The following is a 23,087-nucleotide window of genomic DNA, read 5'->3' as shown; positions in this document are numbered from 1 at the left end:
GAATAGGCAGGAAGGCCGGATTTAGCAAGGTGAAGGTGGCGAGCGGCGCTTCCTTCTCCCTTGTGGGAGAAGGTGGCCGAGCGAAGCTCGGTCGGATGAGGGGTGCTCCAGCTTGGCATCGGCCGCACTCCGTCCAACACCCCTCAACCGTCTTGGCGCTACGCGCCAATCCACCTTCTCCCACAAGGCGAGAAGGGAAGCGAACAACGCTACCCCAGCTCCTCGGAATACCCGATATCGACGCCATACTCTGCTGCGGCGTCGAGCATCGTGCGCCACAGGCTTTCGGCGAAGGTTGCAAACACCAGAAGATTGAACACCGCCTGCCCATCCGGCAGATCGCTGCCGCGCCAGAGATTGACGCTGGTGTGGTCGATCGATGTTGCGGCAGCGGCGCCGATCGGGAACGACGCCGGGTGCAGGTCGAGCGACGACAGCTTGGCCAGCATGGCGCACGCCTTCATTCCCGAGACGCTGATCAGGGCGCGCGCATGCGACTGATCGGACAGCGAGGCGAATTGCGAAAACGCTTGGCTCAAAATGTCCATTGCGTGCTTGCCGCCCTTGGACAGGACGAGGAACTGATCCGGTCCCGACCAGATGAGCGTCACGTCCGAAGCGCTGACGGCCTTCGGCACCTCCGGAGCCGCCATGCCGAAACGGGCCTTAGCGGCGTTTGCCAGTTCCGCCCCTTTGCCGCGCCGCGCCATGATCTGGATCAGGTCGAAATTGCGAATCTCGGTGAGCGAAATGCCCGGCGCGACGTCGCGTGCGCCATAGGCGCCCACGACAAGGACATGCTCCAGCGGACTGCGGGGAAGCCACGAAAATTCAGCCACGCTGACGCCCTCCATCCGGATCGTAGAAGACGGGATTGCACAGCTCGACATCATAGTTTTCGCCGCGCAGCGGGTCATGCGCATGGACGATCTCGCCGATGCGCTCGCGCCCGCGCTCGACAAGCGCGAGCCCGATCCACTGGTCAAGCGTCGGCGAGAAACAGACCGAGGTGACATAGCCCTGATCGTGGTCGGGACCCGGTATCTCGGCCTTCGGAATGATATGCGCGCCGGAGCGCAGGCGGCGCGTCTTGTCGGTCGGTTTGATGCCGACCACGACCTGCCGATCCGGTGCGACCAGCGCCTCGCGCCCGGCCATGACGCGGCCGATAAAATCCTTCTTGGTCGACATCATCTTGCCGAGCCCGAGATCGGCCGCTGTCGTCGCGCCGTTCAGCTCGGGCCCGGCGACATGGCCCTTTTCGATGCGCATGACGCCGAGCGCCTCAGTGCCGTAGGGCGTCACGCCGAATTGTTTGCCGGCTAGCATCAAATTGCGCACCAGCGCGTCGCCATAGCGGGCCGGAACGGAGATCTCGAACGCCATCTCGCCGGAGAACGAGATTCGGAACAGCCGCGCCATGATGCCGCCGCGGAGTGGCACTTCCCGCGCGCCCATGAACGGAAAGCCCTCATTCGACAAATCCGCGACCGGCTCGACGATTTCGCCGAGCAGGTCCCGAGTCTTCGGCCCGGCGATCGAGAATTGCGCCCACTGGTCGGAGACCGACGTCAATTGCACGTCGAGTTCCGGAAACAGCACCTGCCGGCAGAATTCGAGATGCTGCATCACCGGCCCGGCCTTGGCGGTTGTGGTGGTCAGGAAATAATGATCCTCGGCCAGCCGCGACGTGGTGCCGTCGTCATAGACCATGCCGTCTTCGCGCAGCATCAGCCCGTAGCGAGCTTTTCCCACAGCGAGACTGGAGAAGGTGTTGATGTAGACGCGGTCGAGGAAGGCGCCGGCATCCGGGCCGTGCACGTCGATCTTGCCAAGCGTCGAGACGTCGCAGAAGCCGACGCCGCCGCGCACCGCCTTGACCTCGCGGGTGACCGATTCCAGCCAGTCCTTCTCGCCGGCGCGCGGATACCATTGCGCGCGCTTCCACAGGCCGGTGTCGACGAACACCGCGCCCTGTTCGGCTGCCCAGTGATGCGACGGCGTCAGCCTTGTCGCATGGAAGTTCTCATCGCGATGATGGCCGGCGAAGGCGCCGATGGCGACCGGCACATAGGGCGGGCGATAGATCGTCGTGCCGGTCTCGGGGATGGATTTGCCTGATACCGCCGCCATGATGGCGAGGCCGGCGACGTTCGAGGTCTTGCCCTGGTCGGTGGCCATGCCGAGCGTCGTGTAGCGCTTTAGATGTTCGACCGATTCGAAGCCTTCGCGCTGCGCCAGCTCGATGTCCGACGCGGTGACGTCATGCTGGTAGTCGACAAAGGCTTTCCCTTTGCCGGCGACATGCCAGAGCGGGGTTAGCGAAAAGGCCTCATCGTCGGCGACTGGCGGAACGCCGTGTCCGGCAGTTTGTGCTGCTGCCACACCGGCGGCAAATCCTTGGCGCAGGCAGGCGCCGAGCCCAAAAGCGCCGTTGGCGGCACCGGCGGCCACCATGCCCGGAGGGGCGCTGTCCGGCACGAAGGCCGATATATCGTCCTGCCATTTCGGCCGGCCGCGATGGTAGGAGGTCAGCCCGACCGCCGGGTTCCAGCCGCCGGAGACGCCAAGCCCGTCGGCTTCGACCTCGGCGCGTGCACCGCCGACGAGTGCCACGGAGATTTTCCGAACGCCGTCCTTGCCGCCGTCCACCCCGCTGACGAAACCGTTCAGCACGGGAAAGCCGGCTTTGGCGGCAAGCGCGCGATGCGCGGCGGACACATCCGGGCGTGCATCGACGACGGCGGCGATCTGCAATCCGGCGCCGAGCGCCGTCTCGACCGTGCGCCAGCCATCCTCATTGTTGATGAACAGCGCGATCCTCTTCGCAGGGGTCACCGCATATCGTTCGACATAGGTCCGCATCGCCGAAGCCATCATCACGCCGGGCGTGTCGTTTCCGGCAAAGACGATCGGCCGTTCGATGGCGCCGGCGGCAACAATCGAGCGTTTGGCTACGATCCGCCACAGTCGCTGGCGCACCTGATGCTCCGGCGGGGAGGGCAGGTGGTCGTTGACCCGCTCGATCGCGCCATAGGTGCCGCCATCATAGACACCGAACAGCGTCGTGCGGTTCATAATGCGGACGTTGGGCAGCGAGGCGAGCTCGGCCAGCGTGCGGGAAATCCATTCGGCCGCCGGCATGCCGTCGATCGTGCCGCCGTCGGCCAGCAGGCGGCCACCAAGCGCAAAATCTTCCTCGCACAGGATGACGCGGGCGCCGCTGCGCCCTGAGGCGAGCGCTGCGGCCAGCCCTGCCGGGCCGGAGCCGGCGATCAATACGTCGCAATGCGCCCAGGCCTTGTCGTAATGGTCGGGATCGGCAACGCCTGCGGCGCGTCCGAGGCCTGCGGCGCGGCGGATCGCCGGCTCGTAGATTGCTTCCCAGAATTTCGCCGGCCACATGAAGGTCTTGTAGTAGAAGCCGGCCACGAAGATCGGTGAGAACAGCTGGTTTACCGCCATCAGATCGTGGCGCAGCGACGGCCAGCGGTTTTGGCTGGCCGCTTCCAGACCGTCATAAAGTTCTGCCGTGGTCGCCTTGGTGTTGGGCTCGCGGCGCGCGCCCGTGCGCAGCTCGACCAGCGCGTTGGGTTCTTCCGAGCCTGATGTCAGGATGCCACGCGGCCGGTGGTATTTAAACGAGCGGCCGACCAGCTTGACGCCATTGGCGATCAGCGCCGAGGCAAGCGTGTCGCCCTGGAAGCCGGCAAAGGTTTTGCCGTCGAAGCGAAAGTTCAGCGGCGCCGAGCGGTCGATGAGACCGCCCGATGCGAGACGATGTGTCTGCGCGTGACTGACCATCAGCCGCCAACCTTTGCAGCGCCGACGCCCGCGGCCGGCTCGACCGAGGAAATCTCGTGTGTCAGCGTGTTGCGGGTGATCTTCAGCCAGGCTCGGCAGCCGCCGCCATGGTACCAATGTTCGCTCATCGCACCGGCGACATTGTCGCGCAGATAGAGGTAGTCGAAGACGTCGTGTTCCGAACCGCCGGCTGACGGACGCACCGGCTTGGCGTCGCCCAGATAGGTGAACTCGCCGAGTTCGCGTTCGCCGCAGAAGGGACAGACAATACGCATGTTTTCTGGACCGTCCTCAGTGCAGGTTCGGTTGGGCGCCGACGCCCTTTTCATCGATCATCGCGCCGCGCCGGAATCGGTCGAGGCGGAACCGCGCGGCCTCCTTGTGCGGTTCGTTGCGGGCCAGAAGATGGGCAAACACAAGGCCCGAGCCCGGCGTTGCCTTGAAGCCGCCATAACACCAGCCGGCATTGAGATAGAGCCCGTCCACCGGCGTCTTGTCGATGATCGGCGAGCCGTCCATCGACATGTCCATGATGCCGCCCCACTGGCGCAAGAGGCGCACGCGACCGATCATCGGCATAAGCGCCATGCCGCCCTCGCAGACGTCTTCCATCACAGGCATGTTGCCGCGCTGGGCATAGGAATTGTAGCCGTCTATGTCGCCGCCGAAGACCAGTCCGCCCTTGTCGGACTGGCTGACGTAGAAATGGCCGGCGCCGAAGGTCATGACATTGGGGATCAGCGGCTTGATCGCCTCGGAAACGAAGGCCTGCAGCACGTGGCTCTCGATCGGCAGCCGCAGTCCCGCCATCGCCGCGACCCGCGACGAACTGCCGGCAACGGCCATGCCGACCTTGCCGGCGCCGATTGTGCCGCGCGAAGTCTCGACGCCGGTCACTTTGCCGTTGGCGTCGCGCGAAAAACCTGTCACCTCGCAATTCTGGATGATGTCGACGCCGAGCGCGCTCGCCGCATGGGCGTAGCCCCAGACCACCGCGTCGTGGCGCGCCGTGCCGCCACGCCGCTGCAGCAGGCCGCCTTGCACGGGAAAGCGTGCATTGTCGAAGTTCAGGAACGGCATCATCTTCTTGACCGCCGCCAGGTCCAAGAGTTCGGCATCGATGCCGTTGATGCGCATCGTGTTGCCGCGCCGCGCATAGGCGTCGCGCTGCGCATCGGAATGGTAGAGATTGATGACGCCGCGCTGGCTGACCATAGTGTTGTAGTTGAGATCCTGCTCCATGCGCTCCCACAGTTTCATCGACAGCTCGTAGAAGCCGGTATTGCCGGGCAGCCCGTAATTGGAGCGGATGATGGTGGTGTTGCGGCCGGCATTGCCGGAGCCGATCCAGCCCTTTTCGAGCACGGCGACATTCCTGATGCCGTACTCGCTGGCGAGGAACCATGCCGTCGCTAGGCCGTGACCGCCGCCGCCGATGATCACCACGTCGTAGTGATCCTTCGGGCTGGCGTCGCGCCAGGTGCGCTGCCAATTCTTGTGGCCGGAAAATGCGGCGCGGGCGAGGGAGAAGATCGAGTATTTCATGAACCTGTTTCGCGCCGGGCGTGCAACAATTCCGGATCAGATGTCGAGCGTGTGGTCACGCTCCCACTGGGTGAAGTGGGAAGCATAGGAATTCCATTCCTGGTGCTTCAGCTTTAGATAAGCCGACGAGAATTCCTCACCCAGCGCCGCCTTGAGCGATTTGTCGTTGTCGAACTCGCGCAATGCATCGAGCAAGTTGAGCGGCAGCTTCGGCGCGCCCTCCACCGTATGACCGAACTGGTACATGTCGATGTCGTAGCGCCTGCCGGGATCGGCCTTCGAGCGGATGCCGTCGAGGCCGGCGGCGATGATGACGGCCTGCAGCAGATAAGGGTTTGCCGCGCCGTCGGGCAGGCGCAGCTCGAAGCGTCCGGGGCCGGGCACGCGCACCATGTGGGTGCGGTTGTTGCCGGTCCATGTCACCGAGTTCGGCGCCCAGGTGGCGCCCGAAATAGTGCGCGGCGCATTGATACGCTTGTAGGAATTGACCGTCGGGTTGGTGATCGCGGCAAGTGCTGAGGCATGCTTCATGATGCCGCCGAGAAAATTCTTGCCCTTCGCCGACAGGCCAAGCTCCATGGCGTTGTCGGCAAAGACATTGGTCTTGCCGTCCTTGTCCCACACCGAGATGTGGGCGTGGCAGCCATTGCCGGTCAGGCCGGCGAATGGTTTTGGCATGAAGGTGGCGCGCAGGCCGTGCCTTTCTGCAACGGATTTGACCATGAACTTGAAGAAGGAATGCTTGTCGGCGGTCGCCAGCGCATCGTCGAAGGCCCAGTTCATCTCGAACTGGCCGTTGGCGTCCTCATGGTCGTTCTGGTAGGGGCCCCAGCCGAGCGCCAGCATGTGGTCGCAGATCTCGGTGATGACATCGTAGCGCCGCATCACCGCCTGCTGGTCGTAGCAGGGCTTTGATGCCGTGTCGTATTCGTCGGAAATCGTCTTGCCGTCCGGCGAGATCAGGAAGAACTCGGCCTCGACGCCGGTCTTGACATGCATACCGTCGCCCGCCGCCTCGTCAATCAGCCGCCTCAGCGTGTTGCGCGGCGCCTGCTCGACCGATTTTTCGTCCATCATGCAATTGGCGGCAATCCAGGCGACTTCCGGCTTCCACGGCAACTGGATGACCGAATCCGGATCCGGCACCGCCAGCATGTCTGGATGCGCCGGCGTCAGGTCGAGCCAGGTGGCAAAGCCGGCAAAGCCGGCACCGTCCTTCTGCATGTCGGCGATGGCTTGCGCCGGTACCAGCTTGGCGCGCTGCCCACCGAACAGGTCGGTGTAGGAAATCATGAAATATTTGACGCCGTTCCCTTTGGCGAAGGCGGCGAGATCGTTCCCCATTATAGTTCCTCGCTTATTGGTATTTGGTAGCTTGGTATCAGAAGCCGTTCTTCCCCGGTATCCAGTTGGTCCCGGCCAGCGGCACGCCGGCCATGGCGGCGGCTTCGATCGTCAGCGCGACGAGATCCTCGGGCTCGAGATTATGCAGGCTGTTCTTGCCGCAGGCGCGGGCAATCGTCTGCGCCTCCAGCGTCATCACCTTGAGATAATTCGCCAGCCGTCGGCCGGCCGCTATCGGATCGACCCGTTTCATTAGTTCGGGGTCCTGCGTGGTGATGCCGGCCGGGTCGCGTCCCTCGTGCCAATCGTCATAGGCGCCGGCGGTGGTGCCGAGCTCGTTGTATTCCGCTTCCCAGCGCGGATCGTTGTCGCCGAGCGCGACAAGTGCGGCGGTGCCGATCGACACCGCGTCGACGCCGAGCGCCAGAGCCTTGGCGACATCGGCGCCGTTGCGGATGCCGCCGGAGACGATCAGCTGCACCTTGCGGTGCATGCCGAGATCCTGCAGCGCCTGCACCGCCGGCCTGATGCAGGCAAGCGTCGGCTGGCCGACGTTCTCGATGAACACTTCCTGGGTTGCGGCGGTGCCGCCCTGCATGCCGTCGATTACGACGACATCTGCGCCTGATTTCACCGCAAGCGCTGTATCGTAATAGGGTCGCGCGCCGCCGACCTTGACGTAGATCGGCTTTTCCCAGTCGGTGATTTCGCGCAGTTCCAGGATCTTGATCTCGAGATCGTCGGGCCCGGTCCAGTCGGGGTGGCGCGAGGCCGAGCGCTGGTCGATGCCCTTCGGCAGCGTGCGCATTTCGGCGACCCGGTCGGAGATCTTCTGGCCAAGCAGCATGCCGCCGCCGCCGGGCTTGGCGCCCTGGCCGATGACGATCTCGATCGCATCCGCCCGGCGCAAGTCGCGCGGGTTCATGCCGTAGCGCGACGGCAGATATTGGTAGACCAGCGTCTTGGAATGGCCGCGCTCTTCCTCGGTCATGCCGCCGTCGCCGGTGGTCGTCGAGGTGCCCGACAGCGTCGCGCCGCGGCCGAGCGCTTCCTTGGCCGGACCGGATAGCGAGCCAAAACTCATGCCGGCGATGGTGATCGGGATTTTCAGCTCGATCGGCTTTTTCGCATGGCGCGAACCCAGCACGACACTGGTGTCGCAGCGCTCGCGATAGCCTTCCAGCGGATAGCGCGAGATCGAAGCGCCGAGCACCAGCAGGTCGTCGAAATGCGGCAGCTTGCGCTTGGCGCCGGCGCCGCGAATATCATAGATGCCGGTCGCCGCGGCGCGGCGGATCTCGGAGAGTGTGTAGTCGTCGAAGGTCGCGGATTTGCGCGGCGTCGTCGGCGGGTTGCGATAAGTCATTGAGCCTCAATACGCGTCGGCGTTGTCGATGTTGAAGTTGTAGAGCGTGCGCGCCGAGCCGTAACGCTTGAACTCCGCCGCTTTGACGCCGGTCACCCCGGCGCGGTCGAGCAGGCCTTGCAGCAATTCCAGATGCTCTGGCCGCATCTCCTTGGCGATGCAGTCGGCGCCGAGGCTGCCGACCTTGCCGCGCACGAACAGCCGCGCCTCGTAGATGGAATCGCCGAGCGCATCGCCGGCATCGCCCAGCACCACCAGATTGCCGGACTGCGCCATGAAGGCCGACATGTGGCCGATATTGCCATGGACGACGATGTCGATGCCCTTCATCGAAATGCCGCAGCGCGACGATGCGTTACCCTCAATGACCAGCAGCCCGCCCCTGCCGGTGGCGCCGGCATATTGGCTGGCGTCGCCTTTGACCGTTATCGAACCCGACATCATGTTTTCGCCGACGCCGGGTCCGGCCGAGCCATGCACGGTGACGGCGCTGCCGTCGTTCATGCCGCCGCAATAATAGCCGACACTGCCGCGGACATCGATGGTGACCGGCTGGTCGACGCCGACGGCGACCGAATGGCTGCCTTTCGGATTGAGCACTTCCCAGGCGGTCTCGTTCGAACCGAGGGTCAAATTATGAAGCGCCTGGTTGAGCTCGCGCAGCGGCATCTCGGCCAGGTCGAAGACTCGTGACGCATGGCTCTGGTCGAGTGCCGTGGAGACGTTGATTGCCGGCATGAACTCAATGCTCCCAGAAATAGACGGTTGCGGGCTCGGGTTCCCAGACCCTCGCATTATCTATGCCGGGCAGTTTGGTGAGCGCGCGATATTCCGAGCCGAAGGCGACATACTGGTCGGTCTCGGCCATGACGGCAGGCTTGCAGGCGATCGGATCGCGCACCACGCCGAAGCCGTTCTTGGTGCCGACGACGAAGGTGAAGAAGCCGTCGAGGTCGCTCAGCGTGCCTTCCAGCGCCTCGCCGAGATTCTTGCCATGCGCCATCTGCGAGGAGAGATAGGCGGCCGCGACTTCCGTGTCATTCTCGGTTTCGAATTTCATGCCTTCGCGGATCAGCTCGCGGCGGACATTGTTGTGATTGGACAGCGAGCCATTGTGCACCAGGCACTGGTCGGCGCCGGTCGAGAACGGATGCGCGCCCATCGTCGTAACTGCCGATTCCGTCGCCATGCGGGTATGGCCGATGCCGTGCGTGCCGGTCATGCTGCGCACGTCGAAACGGTCGACGACCGCTTCGGGCAAGCCGACTTCCTTGTAAATTTCGACGACGTCGCCGGCGCCCATGATGCGGATATCGGGGCGCAGCGCCTGGATCGCCTCGCGCACTTCATCGATCTTGTCGGGCGTCGTCCTGACGACCGCATGCGTCGATTTCACCGCGATGTTCACCGGCGTTCCGATCGCCCTGGCGAGTTCGGCATCCAGGTTGCGGAAATCGTGCTCCGGCTTTGCCGATTGGATGGTGATCTTGGCCTCGCTGCCGGATGGCGTTCCATAGATGGCGATGCCGGCGCTGTCGGGACCGCGATCGCTGAGCGAGATCAGCATCTCCGAAAGCATCGAGCCAAGCTGGGGCTCGAGCGACTTGTCCTTCAAAAACAGTCCGACGATTCCGCACATGTCAGGCTCCCGAGCTGAGGTATGATTTAGGTGCTACCAGCTTCATCAAGCGAATTCAACTCGTATGAAAGTTTTTTTCATCTTGGACAAGTCGCCTGGCGCAAATGACGCGCCAGGCGACCGGCGGCGACTTAATGGCGATCGATCGCCTTTCTGGTTTCCTCTCCGCTGCGATCCGCAGCCATATCGGCTTCGATTTCAGCGTTCTCGTGGCGCGTCTGGAGGACATGCCACCCGATCCAGAAGACGAGACCGATGATGACCATCACGACTTCAGAACCCTGAAACGGGTAGATCGCGCCGATGTCCTTGAGGTCCACGGCCCAGCTTTCCATTCCATTGGTAGACATTGCGGTTCTCCTTGCCCGTTGACTATTTGATCATGGCCTTTTCGGCGGTTCCCACTTCGCGGACCGACGCGTCGAACGCATGGTTGAGGGCAAAGTCGACGCCCTCGAGTTCGACCTTCGCCGGCACGCGCAGGAGGTTCATGCTGTTGAGGATCTTGCTGACTACGAAGGTGGGGACGAAACCGAGCACGAACATCAGTACCGCGCCAGCGAAATTGCCGAGCGGGTTGACGTGCGCGAAGCCTTCATAGGGCGAGGACGGCTGTCCCCACAGCATGAAGCCGGCCACCACGACGCCGAGGAAGCCGCCATAACCGTGCACGGCAACGGCGCCCACCGCATCGTCGATCTTGAAGCGGCGCTCGACGAAATAGTGCAGCTTATAGCAGATGGTCGGGACGATCGCGCCGATCAGCAGTGCCTGGATCGGGTGATAGAGGTCGTTGCCGGCCGAGGCTGAGATAATGCCGCAAAGCCCCATCGAGAACGTCCAGAAGGGGTCGCCTTTCGAGACGATGTAGCCGGCCAACATGCCGCCCGACAGCGACATCAGGAAGTTGAAGGTGATCGCCGAGAGCGTCGTCGGCGCGAGATAAATGTTGGTCGCCGTCCAGGTCTCACCGGTGATCTGGCCGGCAATCGTGGCCGGGCTGATCAGCGGAATGTTGCACGCGGCATAGAAGCCCCAGAAGCCGGTAAAGATCAGGAACAGGCCGATCGTGACCAGCCAAACATTGTGGGGCGGGATGTCGCGCGGCGTGCCGTCGGGCTTGAATTTGCCGATACGCGGTCCGAGCACGATTAGGAAGGCGAGCGCCGCTCCGCCTGCGATCGCGTGCACGACCCCCGATGCATAGGCATCATGATAGCCCCAGAGCTTCACCATCCAGCCTTGCGGATGCCAGCCCCAGGACGCGTCGAGGATCCATAGGACCGAGCCGACCAGCACCGCGACGATCCAGAACGCACCCGAGCGCGCGCGCTCAATGATCGACCCCGAGATGATCGACGCCGTCGTGATGGAAAACAGCAGGAAGGCGCCCCAGAACACGCCGTTGAGGCGATGCCACAGCGCGGCGTCGGTAGGCGTGACCCCCGTCTCGCCCGGATTGACGCCGGAGAGATGGGTGCCCATCAGCGGATTCCACGATTCGGCGAAAGGTGCGGTGACAAGTCCGCCGGCGATGCCCGGCCCGTTGGGGAAGCCGAAATAGATCCACCAGCCGAAAAAATAGAACGTGATCGTGACGAGCGGGATCGCCATCGCGTTCTTCATAAGCGTTTTCAGATGATTGCGCCGACGCGACACGCCGACCTCGTACATGCAGAACCCGACATGGATCAGGAACATCATGACGATGGTCACCCAGTAATAGAATTCCGTGAAAATGGTCGTTAGAGCGTTGAGATTCCCTTCCATTACATGTCCCCTCCGTTCAGTTGCGTTCCTTGCCTCTCAGTAAAACTTTTTGCATCTTAGTATTGCGCGCTTTTGGAGTTTTGAGTCAATATGGCGCGGACCGTCGCATGGCACTCAGTGCCTGCAGCGCGGATCGTCGGCAATCGTGTTGAGGAGAAGCAAGTCCATGACCGCATCCTGGAGATTTTCGACCTTGGCGGATCGCCATCGTGCGCTCGGTTCGAAGCTCGAAGACTGGAGCGGGATGGGCACCGCCTGGACCTACGACAAGGACGCCGACGAGGAATATATCGCCATCCGCACCAAGGCCGGGCTGATGGACGTGTCGGGCCTGAAGAAGGTCCACATCACCGGGCCGCACGCCTCGCATCTGATCGACCTGGCGACGACGCGCGACGTGGAAAAGATCTATCCCGGCAAGTCGGCCTATGCCTGCATGCTCAACGAGGCCGGCAAGTTCACCGACGACTGCATCCTCTACCGCACTGGCCCGAATGCCTGGATGGTCGTGCATGGTTCGGGCACCGGCCATGAGGAGCTGCAGCGGGCCGCCATGGGCCGCGATGTCTCGCTGCGTTTCGACGACAATCTGCATGACCTTTCGCTGCAGGGGCCAATAGCCGTCGATTATCTGGCAAAGCATGTGCCGGGCATTCGCGACCTCGCCTATTTCCATCACATGCAGACGCGGCTGTTCGGTTTTCCGGTGATGATCTCGCGCACCGGCTACACCGGCGAACGCGGCTACGAGATCTTCTGCCGCGGCCAGGATGCCGGCACGATCTGGGACACCATCCTCGACGAGGGCAAGAGCGCCGGCATCATCCCGTGCCGGTTCACCACGCTCGATATGCTGCGCGTCGAGAGCTACCTCTTGTTCTACCCCTACGACAATTCCCAGAAATATCCGTTCGAGAACGAAGGCCCCGGCGATACGCTGTGGGAACTCGGCCTCGATTTTACCGTCAGCCCCGGCAAAACAGGCTTTCGCGGCGCCGAGGAGCACTACCGCCTCAAGGGCAAGGAACGCTTCAAGATCTTCGGCGTGCTGCTTGAAGGCAAGGAACCGGCCGACGAGGGCGCACCGGTCTATCGCGACGGCAAAAAGGTCGGTGTGGTGACCTGCGCCATGTATTCGCCGCTGGTCAAGAAATCGATGGGCATCGCCCGGCTCGACATCGACTGTGCCGTCCAGGGTACCAGGCTCGAGATACGCAACCAGAGCGGCGCCATCAGCGCGACCGCTGAGCCGCTTCCGTTCGATGACCCGAAGAAGACCAAGCGCACGGCAAAGGGCTGAGGCATACTGAGAGGATGGCAGCGAAAAGCATCATCAGCCGGCCGGTCTACGGAACCCTGTCTGCGCAGCCCGGCAAGCACCATCTTTTCGTAGCGGATGCAGAGGGAGCGCTGGCGATATCAGACCTGGCCGCCAAGGTGCCCGCGGGCTTCTTTGCCGATGCCCACATCATCTTCATCCCCGGCAATGACGGCAAACATGTCGCGGCGCTCGAGGCGCTGAACCCGGCGCAGTTCTACCAGGGGCCTTCCTTCGCCAGCGCCTTGCCGCGGCTAAAGCAGACCCTGGCCAACGCGCATATGGGCCTGCGCCTCTATCTCGCCGGCACCGAGGGGCTGATCGGCCAAGCCATGCAGGCTGCACTCGAAGCCGGCATCGATCACACCGCGATCCAAACCGAGCATCGCGGCTCGCTGGCGCGTCGTGTGCAGTGCGTTCACTGCAAGGGCATCACCGAAAGCGTGACGACGCAGCCGGCGACCTGTTCGCATTGTGGCCTGCTTCTCCTGGTACGCGATCATTATTCCAGGCGTCTCGCGGCATTCCAGGGCGTCTGCATCAATGCGGAAGACCGCAGCGAAATTCCTCCGACGGAGGAGATCTTTCGATGAGCACCGGCACCACCAAGCTTGACGTCGTGGTGAGCGACGTCGTTCCGGTCAACGAATTGGTGACGCGCTTCCATTTCCGCAGGCGCGACGGGCAGCTTTTGCCGACATTTTCCGGCGGCGCTCATGTTGTGGTGGAGATGCGCGACGGCGAGCGGACCAGGCTCAACCCCTATTCGCTGATGGGCTCGCCGCTCGACACGCGCGAGTACATGATCTCTGTGCGCCGCGACGATGTCGGCCGCGGCGGCTCGCTGTTCATGCACAGGCATGTCAGGCCCGGCATGGAGATGGTGATCAGCTACCCGGTCAATTTGTTCTCGCTCGACCTGCGCGCCAGGAAGCACCTGATGCTGGCGGGAGGCATCGGCATCACACCGTTCATGGCGCAGACCGCGCAGCTGGCGGCGGATGGCGGCAATTTCGAGCTGCATTACACCTGCCGCACCGCTTCGCTCGGCACCTATGCCGATGTGCTGAGAGAGCGCTATGATCGCCGGGTCAGGCTCTATCACGACGATCGCGACGAGCGCATCGAGCTCGACCGGCTGCTGTCGTCGCAGCCGCTCGGCACGCATCTCTATGTCTGCGGCCCGTCCGGCATGATCGGCTGGGTGTGCGATCGTGCCGCTGCGCTGGGCTGGCCGGCGGAAACCGTGCATTTCGAGCATTTCGCAGCCCCGCAGCCCGGCGCGCCGTTCGACGTGACGCTGGCCGTCAGCGGCAACACGATCCGCGTCGGCGAGCAGCAGAGCCTGCTTGAGGCGATCGAGGCGGCCGGCGTCGATCCGCCCTATCTCTGCCGCGGCGGCGTCTGCGGCCAGTGCGAAACCAACGTCATCGCGCATGACGGCAAATTCATCCACAACGACCACTGGCTGAGCGAGGAAGAGCACCGATCCTGCAAGAAGATCATGCCCTGCGTTTCGCGCTTCGAAGGCAGGTCGCTGGTGCTGGAAAGATAGGAGGCGAGCTTGGGCATCACCTTTCGCAAGGAAACGTTCCGCGACGACTTCACCTTCAGGAACAGCCCGGAGCACATCAGGCGGTTTCCGTTCCCGTTCCACGAAGACAGCTACATGTATGCGGTCAACATAGAGCCGCATGTTCTGGGGCCGAAGGGCAGCGTGCTCGAAAACCTGATCGACGTCGACGAGCACTATGTTGCCGAGATGCAGGACCGCGCACTGGTGCTGGCGGAAGATCCGCTGCGCTGTCAGTCGCTGTCGCATATGACGCTGGCCGGCTGGGACCTGCTCGAACTTCTGATGGAGCAGCAGGCTTTAGGTTATCCCGAGCATTTCACGCTGACGCGCGACGGCGACCGCTGGCGCTGGATCAACCGGCCGCTCGGCATCGACGACACCTTCACCTTCGGCGACGTGTCGACGCTGCCCTATGGGCCGATGGAATACATCACGCGGCAATCACAAGGCGATTTCTGCATCCTCGACCAGCGCGACGGCAATCTGTGGATGGATGCCGGCATGGTCACCACCCAGGCCGACTGGTCGCTCGATTTCGACATCGGCATGAATTTCTTCGAGTGGCACGCGCCGGTGCCGCTGGCGCATGAGAAGGGCATATTCGTACGGGCGCTGAAGTTTCTCACCAACATCCAGCAAGGCAAACCCGCGCGGCGGCTGAACTGGACGATGACCATCAATCCGCGCCTCGACACCAGTCCGGAAAATTATCACAAATGGGGTCCGGACCGCGCGACGGTAACGCCTGAAAACGTCGGCGAAAAAGTCCATCTGCGCGTCGAGCTGCAAAGCTTCTGGCGGCTGCCGCGCTCAAACGGCATCGTCTTCCCGATCCGCTGCTATCTGATCAAGATGGACGAGCTGGTGACGCAGCCGAAATGGGCAAGGCGCCTGCATCGCGTCATCCGCGACCTGCCCGACGAGCTCGCCAACTATAAAGGCCTCACGCGCTACCGCGCGACGCTGGTCGAGTGGCTTTCGAAGCTCGATGACGGCAGCCCGACAAGCCCAGGATTTGGGCCTGATTGAGTTTCCTGCCTGCTTCTCAAGACCTGGGTTCCTCGCCCTCGCGAAGCGGGGGAGAGGTGGCCGCGAAGCGGTCGGAGAGGGGGCCTTCGTAGGGCGCAGTCCCCCCTCTCCGTCTCGGCTTCGCCGAGCCACCTCTCCCCCACTTCGTGGGGGCGAGGAACCCAAGCTGGAATGAACAGGCGTTCATTAGAAAACCCGCTCAACCCGCGCTACTCTGCGGATAGCAGATGATCGAGAGATAGCGCATCGGCAGAACGGTTAGCACTTCCGGTCCGTGCGGCGCATCGGCGTCGAAGAACAGGCTGTCGCCGGGCTTCATCGGATAGAGGTTGTTGCCGTGGCGGTAGGTAACCTCGCCTTCAAGCATGTAGAGGAACTCCATGCCTTCGTGCTGGAATGTCGGAAACACATCGGAATCTTCGGTCAGCGTGATCAGATAGGGTTCGACGACGACGCCGCTGGTGTTGGATCCGATATGGCCGAGCAGATTGTACTGGTGGCCGGCACGCGTGCCGCGCCGCTCGACGTCGAGGCCTTCGCCAGCCTTGACGAAGACGGCGCTGCGCTCTTCCTCGAAGCGGCGAAAGAAGGCGGTGACCGGAACGCCGAGCGCCCGCGACAACGCCTGCAAAGTGGTCAGCGATGGCGAGGTGATGCCGTTTTCGATCTTCGACAGCATGCCAAGCGAAATGTCGGTGGCAGCCGCAAGATCGGCGACGGTGATGCCGAGTTTTTTGCGAAACGCCCGCACCTCGCGGCCGATCGCCACCTCCAGGACTTTTTCGCGGGTGTCGCGAACAGCGTGCGGGTCCTGGGTCAGTGGCGTCCGGATCGTTGCCACACCCTTCGGCGACGGCTTGGCCTTGGCGGCTGCCCCATTCCTGAAATTGGAAGCTTTCTTCGCCATGTCGCCACCCGTTCTGCAGATTTATTTCACTCACGGTGAACATATTCAGTGCGGATACAGAGCGCAACTGCGACAGCAAGCCACTTAATGTCGAACGGCGTGCTCTCCGGGTTTCCGCCATCAGCGGTTTTGCTGAAAATCCGATCTGCTGAAACGTGGTTTCAGCAGAAGGCCTGTTGACAGCATCGAACGGGCAATTACTGTCCTGTCAGTGAAATTTGTTTCGTTAGAGAAATGAGACCGGGAGGCCCGTAATGAAAAGTCGTGTTGCCGTCATCGGAGCCGGACCTTCCGGCATGGCCCAGCTTCGAGCCTTCAAGTCGGCGGCCGACAAGGGTGCGGACATTCCGGAAATCGTCTGCTTCGAAAAGCAGTCCGACTGGGGCGGCCTGTGGAATTACACCTGGCGCACCGGCCTCGACGAGCATGGCGACCCGGTGCATGGCTCGATGTACCGCTACCTCTGGTCGAACGGACCGAAGGAATGCCTCGAATTCGCCGACTACACGTTTGAGGAGCACTTTGGCCGTCCGATCGGCTCCTACCCGCCGCGCGCGGTGCTGTGGGACTATATCAAGGGCCGCGTCGAAAAATCCGACGTGCGCAAATGGGTGCGCTTCAACAGCCCGGTGCGCATGGTGACCTTTTCCGACGCGACGAAAAAGTTCACCGTCACCGCGCATGACCGCACCAACGACGTCACCTATTCCGAAGAGTTCGACAACGTCGTTGTTGCCTCGGGGCATTTTTCCGTACCGAACGTTCCCTATTTCGAGGGCTTTTCGAGCTTCAATGGCCGCATCCTGCACAGCCATGATTTCCGCGACGCCATGGAATTCAAGGACAAGGACATCCTGATCATCGGCCGCTCCTATTCGGCCGAGGATATCGGCTCGCAATGCTACAAATACGGCGCCAAATCGATCACCTCCAGCTACCGCTCGAAGCCAATGGGCTTCAAATGGCCTGACAACTGGAAGGAAGTGCCTTTGCTGCAGAAGGTCGTCGGCAAGACCGCGCATTTCAAGGACGGCAGCACCAGGGATGTCGACGCCATCATCCTGTGCACCGGCTACCTCCATTCATTCCCGTTCCTCACCGAGGATCTGAAGCTCAAGACCGCCAACCGCATGTGGCCGGACGGGCTCTATGAGGGCGTCGTCTGGGAGAAGAACCCGCAGCTGTTCTATATCGGCATGCAGGACCAGTTCTACACCTTCAACATGTTCGACGCGCAGGCCTGGTTCGCGCGCGACGTCATCATGGGCCGCATCGAACTGCCCTCGGCAGAAGTGATGGCGGAACATGGCAGGAGATGGCGGGCGCGCGAGGAAACGCTGGAAGACGCCGAGCAGATGATCTGGTTCCAGGGCGACTACACCAAGGAGTTGATGGAGCAGACCGATTATCCGGGATTCGACGTCGAGGCGACAAATCAGACCTTCATGGAATGGGAGCACCACAAGGCGCAAGACATCATGAGCTTCCGCGACCACGCCTACCGCTCGCTGATGACCGGCACGATGGCGCCGTTGCACCATACGCCGTGGCTGCAGGCGATGGATGATTCAATGGAATCTTATCTCGAGGTGAAAGGCGTCGCGGCGGAGTAGACCATGTTCTGAGGACCGAGTTCAGACCTTCTCGGGCATTTGACGCCGAGAGCGGGGACGACGCAAGTTGACCCAAACGCGACCTTTATCAGCCCATTTCGCTGCCCGATGGCCGACGTTCACCCCAACCAGCGTTCCTGACCCTGAGCCGCCCTCCATCAACCCGTTTCTCTACCCGATAGCCGACGTTCGCAGGAACCGGTGCTGTGACGGAAAGCGGACATTGCAGGGCCACTCGAGCGCGGTCCTGACGAAGGGTATTCGCTTTGGCGGCTTTGCTTGTGGAGTGGCGCGACCTGCTAGTCCCACGCGCCTCGTCGGCGCTAGTCACTGGCGGAGCGAGCGCAATCGGCAAGGTCTAGGCTCCCGCGGCTCGGCACTCCATCACTAGTACGACCGGATGTCACGCGACTGTGAACTGGGAGTATTGGTTTACGCCTCGCGCTGTGCATCATACCCTCTTCGCAAAATCGGTGCGAAGAGCAGACCCGCTGATAATTCAGCCTGCCGGCCGGAATCACCGGGTCATGATGGAGGCCAACTGATGAATTTCGACAAGATTTCGGCCTGGGCTCCGGAGTGGTTAAGCGTCGTGAGGATCATGTCGGCGCTGCTGTTTCTGGAGCACGGAACTCAAAAGTTCTTCAATTTTCCGCCCGCTGCCGAACCGATGCAACTGTCGGGGCCTTTTGTGATTCAGGGATTGATCGAGGTGATCGGAGGCGTGCTGCTTGCCCTCGGACTCTTCACCCGGCCCGTCGCGTTCATTCTGTCCGGCAACATGGCGGTCGCCTATTTCATGGGCGCACGCGCCGCAAAACTTCTTTCCGGTTGTCAACCAGGGCGACGCGGCGATCCTCTACTGCTTCATTTTCCTGTACTTCTTTTTCGCGGGAGGCGGCGCGTGGAGCGTCGATGCGGCCNCCAGGGCGACGCGGCGATCCTCTACTGCTTCATTTTCCTGTACTTCTTTTTCGCGGGAGGCGGCGCGTGGAGCGTCGATGCGGCCCGTCGCGGAACCGGCCTCGCGACGCCCTGAATAGGATCGCGAGGGAACCTCCTGGGCGGCTTCCAGCGGAGCACGTCCTGCAAGGGTGTCGAAGAGCATATGCTGTTGCCCTAGGTGGAAATGATAAGAAGTTTCGGCTCCGCTGATCGTCGCTTTCGGGCGCCAGACGGTCTCAAGAATGGCCGCGTTGGGCGGATCGAGACCTTCGTCGTGGTCTGCGCAAATGTCCGGAAGCGGCGCGACCGAGCCGGCCGACGCATCGGCTCGGATTATACCGTGATGGAGCGTTCTACGTCCCAATCGGGTGGAACATTGCCAGCAGAAAAATGTATGACGCGAGCACACCAGTTTCCCGACGTTCGCGATGCGCTGCCAAAGCAGACTTTCGCGTAAACCACCGGAGTCGACCCTTGCGGACCCTTCCATCGAAGGCGTCGTACGGGAAGACGTGACCCATCCGGCAGCGTGTAGCGGATAAGTCCTACCCCTCGACAATGTCGCTTTTCATCGGAGCCAAAAGACCGAGCAACTCGTCTTTTTCCTGCTTTGGCACCTTGAAGTGATCGAGCGCCGCGGTGAGGTCTTCAACCAGGGCGTTAAAGTCCGCCTCCGTAATCCGCAAGCCTTGGTGAGCGGCTTTCATGTCCTTGCCGGTGTAAGTGCAGGGTCCGCCCGAGGCCTGACAGATTTGATCGACCAGCTTGCTCTTGAGGGCCGGAATATCGGTGTTGGCGAAAAAGGTGTTGATGCGCTTGTCAGCGGCGAGATTAGCGACGAACCTGTCCACGACTGCGGTAATCGCCGGCTGTCCGCCTAGGCGCTCATAAAGGCTCTTCTGCTGCGCGCCCGCCGTGAGAATGACACCAATCACTACCGCCGCTGCAAGCAAAAACTCCTTGGCGATTGATCTCATGGCGACTTCCTCCCTTTGCCAGGCAGCGCGCGAGAGGCGCTGGGGAAGATTGCAGCGTCTAGTCCCCTCAACGCCCTAGAAATTCTACACGTAAAAGCTTGCTCCAGCTATGCCAATTTCGCGATCAGGCCGTATAGGCGGCGAAACGCAAAGCCTCCCTTCGATTTCCAGTGATTTACCGCGCGGTGTGCCGCTGGACCGGCAAGCCGCCGCGCCACCTGCGAGGGTGATGCGGACACTCATTGGCTGGACCATGAAAGACCGCTCCTGGCGCGAGTTCGCCGTTTACTGACCCAATCCGGCGGCTAGGATCGGCGGCGCAAACCGGTTCTGTTCGGGTTTGAGCTTGCCGTTCACAATACCTGCGCCATAAAGGTCATGTGGGAATGGATTTTCGCAACGCCGTCGATGAAGCGACCGATGGGTATCAAGATCCGCTGGCTGGCGTGACAAGGCGATACAGACAAGTCGCCGGCGCTGGTGGCCAGAGAGCGTCCTCGGTTCGGGCTCACGATCGGCGGCCCCCGGTCGAGATCGTCTCTTGAACGGAAGGCGGCCCCGTTGCCGCAGGTGATTTGAGATGCACAATCACCCGAAACAGAGCCGGGGCACCGATCGACTGAGTCCACAAAAGCACAGCGATCGGCCGAGGGAGACCGACAACAAGCGCCTTGCCGGAGCAGATTCGCAAGTTTCTCCGCAAGCACTATGCGAGCAAATATCGGGTGCGGTAAACAGTGGTCGCTGCACCTGGAACCGCGATGTGCAATAAGGGAGATCGTCATGGCGGAGAGCATTGCCCAGAAAACCTGTACGCCCTGCCGCGGCGGCATACCGCCGCTGACCGAGAAGGAAGCCGGCGGATATCTTTCCCAGACGCCCGGCTGGGATCTTCTGGAGGCGGGACACCTGATACGCCGCAAATTTAAGTTCGCGGACTTCCGGGAAGCACTCACCTTCGTCGACGAGGTCGGCCGGTTGGCGGAAGAGGAGGGGCACCATCCGGACATCTGCTTCGGCTGGGGCTACGCGGAAATCTCGCTGCAGACCCATAAGATCAGGGGCCTGCACGAGAACGATTTCATCATGGCAGCGAAGATCAATCAGCTAGCCGGTTTGTAAAGGGCGCTCGGCTCCGAACGGCCGGAACGGGTCTATTGCCCGGTTCGCCAACGGCTCAGTCGCGCCAGGAGTGACACACCGATTCCTCAGATTGGGAGGGTTCGACGGCGGTGATTGCCATCGGGCCGGCTCCCTTGGCGCGACGCTCACGGATTCCAGCCGCCGCTGCCGTACGGACGCGTGATGATTTCGAGCAGATGCCCGTTCGGGTCTTCAAAGTAGAGACCGCGCCCACCGTCGTGGTCGTTGGTCTCCCCCGGCTTTCGTTGGCCCGGGTCAGCCCAGTAAGGCAAGTTCCGTTCGCGGATGCGGTTGAATATCTGTTCGAATTCGGCGTCGTCGACCAGAAAGGCGTAATGCTGGCGCACGACCTTCTCCTCGGTATCCATATAGTCGAGATTGGCGTCGTTGTCGGTCGTGACCATGTGGAACGGCCCCCAGCGCCGCGGCGCCGGCAGCCCCAGCATCTCGGCCAGGAAATCTGCCGAGGCCTTGCTGTCGCGAGCCGGCAGAATCGTATGATTGAAATGGATCGCCATATTAGGCCCTCTGCAACGAGGTGAGCTTCATTTTCGAAGGAGGCTTCGCCCGGTTAACACCCGGGCCTGCCCGTTGTTCCGGGCCTCGCGGATTGAGAGCTGAAAGCCGAATGGCCGCAAATCCTGGCGTGGATACCGGCTGCCGCACCTGGTACCAGCACGGCCCTATGCCGCCGCAATGCGTGCGCGACGCCACCACCGCCTATCTCAAGGCCGAAGACGCCATCGGCCAATGGCTGGCCGAATGCTGCGCGCAAAGGCGGCGAAGTGCCGACCAAATGCGCCTACGCATCGTGGAAAAGCTGGGCGAGCGCAACGACGAAACCTCGGCTCGAAAAGGCGTTTACGCAAAAACTGGAAGACCGCGGCTATGGGCAGCGACACGGCCATGGCACCGACTGGTTCTACCCCGGCTTCAGCGTCCCGGAAAACGAGACCGAGCTGGCGGAACGCGAACGGCAGGTAGCTTATGAAAACCGCCGCTACGGAGGTAAATCGTGGGTTTCAGTGACTTGATTCGCCTGAAAAGGGAGCACCCCGCCCATCCCGCGCAGACCTCCGCCGCGCATCTTGTGCATCGGCCCGCGCAGCCGCGTGACGACAAGGGCCGTTTCGCCCAAGCCGCCAAGGATCAGGCGCGGCAATTCGGGTTGGCTCTGGAGATCGAGGAAGCATCGTGAACACGCACAAGGATGCGATGGCTTGGGTTATGCTGATCAACAACGTGATGTGCCTGTGTGCCCGCAATCCCGCCTTCTTCGGCCTTGGTCGGACCTTCGAACGTCGGTTGGTGCGCGCGGCCGAAGCCATCGAGGAGGCGCGATGAACATTCGTTGCGATCGTTGCGGGCGTGAACCGGACGAAGTGGCGCCGATGCTGAAGGATGTTATCTGGCGACATATAGCGCGGAAGAACGAAACGCTGTGCAAGGCGTGTGCACATGAAGCGATCCGGAGACACTTCGGCCGGGAGCTGCGATTCGCTGATCTCCTCCCGTGTGCGTTCAACATCACCTGGTGCTCGGCGTTTGAGGAGCTATTGCCGTGGGACGAGCCCTTGCCGCCGGGCGAGCTGGAACAATGGCAGCGCGCTTTTGCCACCGCCGAGCGGCTGATTGGTAACAGGAAGGCCATGGAGGAAGCGCAGCAATGAGGCCAAGGCGCAAACCTATTTCCCCGACGCCAGGATTCGCGCTGCGCGAAGCCGCCCAGCACCTGAACTCGGAAGCCGATGATTTGTTGAAGCTAGCGAAGTCGAAGCATATCCGATGGCGCGGCGAGGACGATCCGGAGGGCGCGGCGTGAAGGCCGGCTGACTGCGGGGAGTTCCGACAATGCTTGTCGCTGAAGATCGCGATCTTCACCGCGATACGGTACAGACGTTGTAGTCGTCCTCTCGTTTGACGCCCGATTCCGCCGCAAGCCGGGGCGCTGCCGATGTCGGCAAGGGGTCCGACACCTGCCGGAGCGTGAACGTCCGGTCCGGAGATCCGCCGGGAACGGCGGCTCATGGCGCGAAGCAGACGTTTAGGGCTAGCGCGGCGAATGTCGGATTTTGGGCCCGGATTCCGACTTTGGGGGTCATTCGGCCGCG

General features: G+C 62.2%; 23 protein-coding genes and 1 pseudogene. 11 read left to right on the top strand and 13 right to left on the bottom strand.

Annotation, left to right across the window (positions count from 1 at the left end; all coding sequences use genetic code 11):
• Positions 1 to 209 precede the first annotated feature (209 nt).
• The 10 genes from CIT26_RS24970 to CIT26_RS24925 form a co-directional block, all read right to left on the bottom strand.
• Entirely contained in the window at positions 210 to 839 is a 630-nt protein-coding gene (locus tag CIT26_RS24970) for a sarcosine oxidase subunit gamma (protein ID WP_095495243.1), read from the bottom strand.
• Positions 832 to 3,804, bottom strand: coding sequence for a sarcosine oxidase subunit alpha (locus tag CIT26_RS24965; protein WP_095495036.1), 2,973 nt, complete (start codon positions 3,802 to 3,804; stop codon positions 832 to 834). Before CIT26_RS24965 ends, CIT26_RS24970 begins: the two co-directional genes overlap by 8 nt.
• Positions 3,804 to 4,079 carry a sarcosine oxidase subunit delta gene (locus CIT26_RS24960; RefSeq protein ID WP_095495035.1) on the bottom strand — a complete coding sequence of 92 codons (276 nt, stop codon included), beginning with the start codon at positions 4,077 to 4,079 and terminating at the stop codon, positions 3,804 to 3,806. The genes CIT26_RS24965 and CIT26_RS24960 overlap by 1 nt, the downstream gene beginning before the upstream one ends.
• Positions 4,080 to 4,095: 16 nt before the next feature.
• Positions 4,096 to 5,349 carry a sarcosine oxidase subunit beta family protein gene (locus CIT26_RS24955; protein WP_095495034.1) on the bottom strand — a complete coding sequence of 418 codons (1,254 nt, stop codon included), beginning with the start codon at positions 5,347 to 5,349 and terminating at the stop codon, positions 4,096 to 4,098.
• Positions 5,350 to 5,385: 36 nt separating this feature from the next.
• Positions 5,386 to 6,693, bottom strand: a complete 1,308-nt coding sequence (gene glnT, locus CIT26_RS24950; protein WP_095495033.1) for a type III glutamate--ammonia ligase — start codon at positions 6,691 to 6,693, stop codon at positions 5,386 to 5,388.
• Between the two features lie 37 nt (positions 6,694 to 6,730).
• Positions 6,731 to 8,059: an FMN-binding glutamate synthase family protein gene (locus CIT26_RS24945; protein WP_095495032.1), complete on the bottom strand. Its 1,329-nt coding sequence runs from the start codon at positions 8,057 to 8,059 to the stop codon at positions 6,731 to 6,733.
• Positions 8,060 to 8,065: 6 nt separating this feature from the next.
• Complete coding sequence (locus CIT26_RS24940; RefSeq protein ID WP_095495031.1) at positions 8,066 to 8,797, bottom strand: GltB/FmdC/FwdC-like GXGXG domain-containing protein; 732 nt, start codon at positions 8,795 to 8,797, stop codon at positions 8,066 to 8,068.
• Between the two features lie 4 nt (positions 8,798 to 8,801).
• Positions 8,802 to 9,698: a class II glutamine amidotransferase gene (locus CIT26_RS24935; protein WP_095495030.1), complete on the bottom strand. Its 897-nt coding sequence runs from the start codon at positions 9,696 to 9,698 to the stop codon at positions 8,802 to 8,804.
• Between the two features lie 131 nt (positions 9,699 to 9,829).
• On the bottom strand, positions 9,830 to 10,018 hold the full coding sequence (locus CIT26_RS24930) for a hypothetical protein (RefSeq protein WP_245319544.1): 189 nt from the start codon (positions 10,016 to 10,018) through the stop codon (positions 9,830 to 9,832).
• A 52-nt stretch (positions 10,019 to 10,070) separates the two neighbouring features.
• Complete coding sequence (locus tag CIT26_RS24925; RefSeq protein ID WP_095495028.1) at positions 10,071 to 11,468, bottom strand: ammonium transporter; 1,398 nt, start codon at positions 11,466 to 11,468, stop codon at positions 10,071 to 10,073.
• Between the two features lie 166 nt (positions 11,469 to 11,634).
• Between CIT26_RS24925 and CIT26_RS24920 the strand changes: the two genes are divergently transcribed.
• The 4 genes from CIT26_RS24920 to CIT26_RS24905 are packed head-to-tail and all read left to right on the top strand — an operon-like array spanning position 11,635 to position 15,391.
• Entirely contained in the window at positions 11,635 to 12,768 is a 1,134-nt protein-coding gene (locus tag CIT26_RS24920) for an aminomethyl transferase family protein (RefSeq protein ID WP_095495027.1), read from the top strand.
• A 14-nt stretch (positions 12,769 to 12,782) separates the two neighbouring features.
• Entirely contained in the window at positions 12,783 to 13,379 is a 597-nt protein-coding gene (locus CIT26_RS24915; RefSeq protein ID WP_095495026.1) for a dimethylamine monooxygenase subunit DmmA family protein, read from the top strand.
• A complete protein-coding gene (locus CIT26_RS24910; protein ID WP_095495025.1) occupies positions 13,376 to 14,341 on the top strand; it encodes a PDR/VanB family oxidoreductase in 966 nt (321 codons plus the stop codon). The genes CIT26_RS24915 and CIT26_RS24910 overlap by 4 nt, the downstream gene beginning before the upstream one ends.
• 9 nt (positions 14,342 to 14,350) lie before the next feature.
• Positions 14,351 to 15,391: a heme-dependent oxidative N-demethylase family protein gene (locus CIT26_RS24905; protein ID WP_095495024.1), complete on the top strand. Its 1,041-nt coding sequence runs from the start codon at positions 14,351 to 14,353 to the stop codon at positions 15,389 to 15,391.
• A gap of 199 nt (positions 15,392 to 15,590) precedes the next feature.
• Here the strand turns inward: CIT26_RS24905 and CIT26_RS24900 are convergent, their stop codons facing one another.
• A complete protein-coding gene (locus CIT26_RS24900) occupies positions 15,591 to 16,298 on the bottom strand; it encodes a helix-turn-helix domain-containing protein (protein ID WP_095495023.1) in 708 nt (235 codons plus the stop codon).
• Between the two features lie 254 nt (positions 16,299 to 16,552).
• Between CIT26_RS24900 and CIT26_RS24895 the strand changes: the two genes are divergently transcribed.
• Both CIT26_RS24895 and CIT26_RS24890 read left to right on the top strand, forming a co-directional pair.
• Positions 16,553 to 17,911 (top strand): NAD(P)-binding domain-containing protein, encoded by a 1,359-nt coding sequence (locus CIT26_RS24895; protein ID WP_095495022.1) that lies wholly within the window; start codon positions 16,553 to 16,555, stop codon positions 17,909 to 17,911.
• 541 nt (positions 17,912 to 18,452) lie between these two features.
• Positions 18,453 to 18,831 (top strand): annotated as a pseudogene (locus tag CIT26_RS24890) (DoxX family protein); the annotation flags it as partial.
• A 570-nt stretch (positions 18,832 to 19,401) separates the two neighbouring features.
• Here CIT26_RS24890 and CIT26_RS24885 read toward each other — a convergent pair.
• Entirely contained in the window at positions 19,402 to 19,833 is a 432-nt protein-coding gene (locus CIT26_RS24885; protein ID WP_095495021.1) for a group I truncated hemoglobin, read from the bottom strand.
• A 783-nt stretch (positions 19,834 to 20,616) separates the two neighbouring features.
• Here CIT26_RS24885 and CIT26_RS24880 point away from each other — a divergent pair.
• A complete protein-coding gene (locus CIT26_RS24880) occupies positions 20,617 to 20,955 on the top strand; it encodes a 4a-hydroxytetrahydrobiopterin dehydratase (protein WP_095495020.1) in 339 nt (112 codons plus the stop codon).
• 146 nt (positions 20,956 to 21,101) lie between these two features.
• Here CIT26_RS24880 and CIT26_RS24875 read toward each other — a convergent pair whose 3' ends face one another.
• Entirely contained in the window at positions 21,102 to 21,494 is a 393-nt protein-coding gene (locus CIT26_RS24875; protein ID WP_095495019.1) for a VOC family protein, read from the bottom strand.
• A 267-nt stretch (positions 21,495 to 21,761) separates the two neighbouring features.
• On the opposite strand from CIT26_RS24875, the gene CIT26_RS24870 reads away from it, so the two are divergent.
• From CIT26_RS24870 to CIT26_RS24865, 4 genes are read left to right on the top strand one after another with little or no spacing between them, the layout of a single operon-like run.
• The gene (locus CIT26_RS24870; RefSeq protein WP_095495018.1) at positions 21,762 to 22,010 is read left to right on the top strand and encodes a hypothetical protein; all 249 of its coding nucleotides are present in this window, start codon (positions 21,762 to 21,764) and stop codon (positions 22,008 to 22,010) included.
• Positions 21,992 to 22,174 (top strand): hypothetical protein, encoded by a 183-nt coding sequence (locus CIT26_RS36085; protein WP_143747909.1) that lies wholly within the window; start codon positions 21,992 to 21,994, stop codon positions 22,172 to 22,174. The genes CIT26_RS24870 and CIT26_RS36085 overlap by 19 nt, the downstream gene beginning before the upstream one ends.
• Entirely contained in the window at positions 22,171 to 22,320 is a 150-nt protein-coding gene (locus tag CIT26_RS36795) for a hypothetical protein (protein WP_167391529.1), read from the top strand. The genes CIT26_RS36085 and CIT26_RS36795 overlap by 4 nt, the downstream gene beginning before the upstream one ends.
• A complete protein-coding gene (locus CIT26_RS24865; protein WP_095495017.1) occupies positions 22,317 to 22,646 on the top strand; it encodes a hypothetical protein in 330 nt (109 codons plus the stop codon). The genes CIT26_RS36795 and CIT26_RS24865 overlap by 4 nt, the downstream gene beginning before the upstream one ends.
• Positions 22,647 to 23,087: the final 441 nt, after the last annotated feature.

The organism is Mesorhizobium temperatum (genome assembly GCF_002284575.1).
Classification (GTDB): domain Bacteria; phylum Pseudomonadota; class Alphaproteobacteria; order Rhizobiales; family Rhizobiaceae; genus Mesorhizobium; species Mesorhizobium temperatum.
Note: the sequence above shows the minus strand (reverse complement) of the source record. Positions and strands in the feature narration are given on the sequence as shown.

Bases quoted from the DNA above. Each gene is read 5' to 3' on its own strand.
- CIT26_RS24965 (WP_095495036.1), bottom strand. From the start codon at position 3,804: ATGGTCAGTCACGCGCAGACACATCGTCTCGCATCGGGCGGTCTCATC.
- CIT26_RS24960 (WP_095495035.1), bottom strand. From the start codon at position 4,079: ATGCGTATTGTCTGTCCCTTCTGCGGCGAACGCGAACTCGGCGAGTTC.
- CIT26_RS24955 (WP_095495034.1), bottom strand. From the start codon at position 5,349: ATGAAATACTCGATCTTCTCCCTCGCCCGCGCCGCATTTTCCGGCCAC.
- glnT (WP_095495033.1), bottom strand. From the start codon at position 6,693: ATGGGGAACGATCTCGCCGCCTTCGCCAAAGGGAACGGCGTCAAATAT.
- CIT26_RS24945 (WP_095495032.1), bottom strand. From the start codon at position 8,059: ATGACTTATCGCAACCCGCCGACGACGCCGCGCAAATCCGCGACCTTC.
- CIT26_RS24940 (WP_095495031.1), bottom strand. From the start codon at position 8,797: ATGCCGGCAATCAACGTCTCCACGGCACTCGACCAGAGCCATGCGTCA.
- CIT26_RS24935 (WP_095495030.1), bottom strand. From the start codon at position 9,698: ATGTGCGGAATCGTCGGACTGTTTTTGAAGGACAAGTCGCTCGAGCCC.
- CIT26_RS24925 (WP_095495028.1), bottom strand. From the start codon at position 11,468: ATGGAAGGGAATCTCAACGCTCTAACGACCATTTTCACGGAATTCTAT.
- CIT26_RS24920 (WP_095495027.1), top strand. From the start codon at position 11,635: ATGACCGCATCCTGGAGATTTTCGACCTTGGCGGATCGCCATCGTGCG.
- CIT26_RS24915 (WP_095495026.1), top strand. From the start codon at position 12,783: ATGGCAGCGAAAAGCATCATCAGCCGGCCGGTCTACGGAACCCTGTCT.
- CIT26_RS24910 (WP_095495025.1), top strand. From the start codon at position 13,376: ATGAGCACCGGCACCACCAAGCTTGACGTCGTGGTGAGCGACGTCGTT.
- CIT26_RS24900 (WP_095495023.1), bottom strand. From the start codon at position 16,298: ATGGCGAAGAAAGCTTCCAATTTCAGGAATGGGGCAGCCGCCAAGGCC.
- CIT26_RS24895 (WP_095495022.1), top strand. From the start codon at position 16,553: ATGAAAAGTCGTGTTGCCGTCATCGGAGCCGGACCTTCCGGCATGGCC.
- CIT26_RS24885 (WP_095495021.1), bottom strand. From the start codon at position 19,833: ATGAGATCAATCGCCAAGGAGTTTTTGCTTGCAGCGGCGGTAGTGATT.
- CIT26_RS24880 (WP_095495020.1), top strand. From the start codon at position 20,617: ATGGCGGAGAGCATTGCCCAGAAAACCTGTACGCCCTGCCGCGGCGGC.
- CIT26_RS24875 (WP_095495019.1), bottom strand. From the start codon at position 21,494: ATGGCGATCCATTTCAATCATACGATTCTGCCGGCTCGCGACAGCAAG.
- CIT26_RS24865 (WP_095495017.1), top strand. From the start codon at position 22,317: ATGAACATTCGTTGCGATCGTTGCGGGCGTGAACCGGACGAAGTGGCG.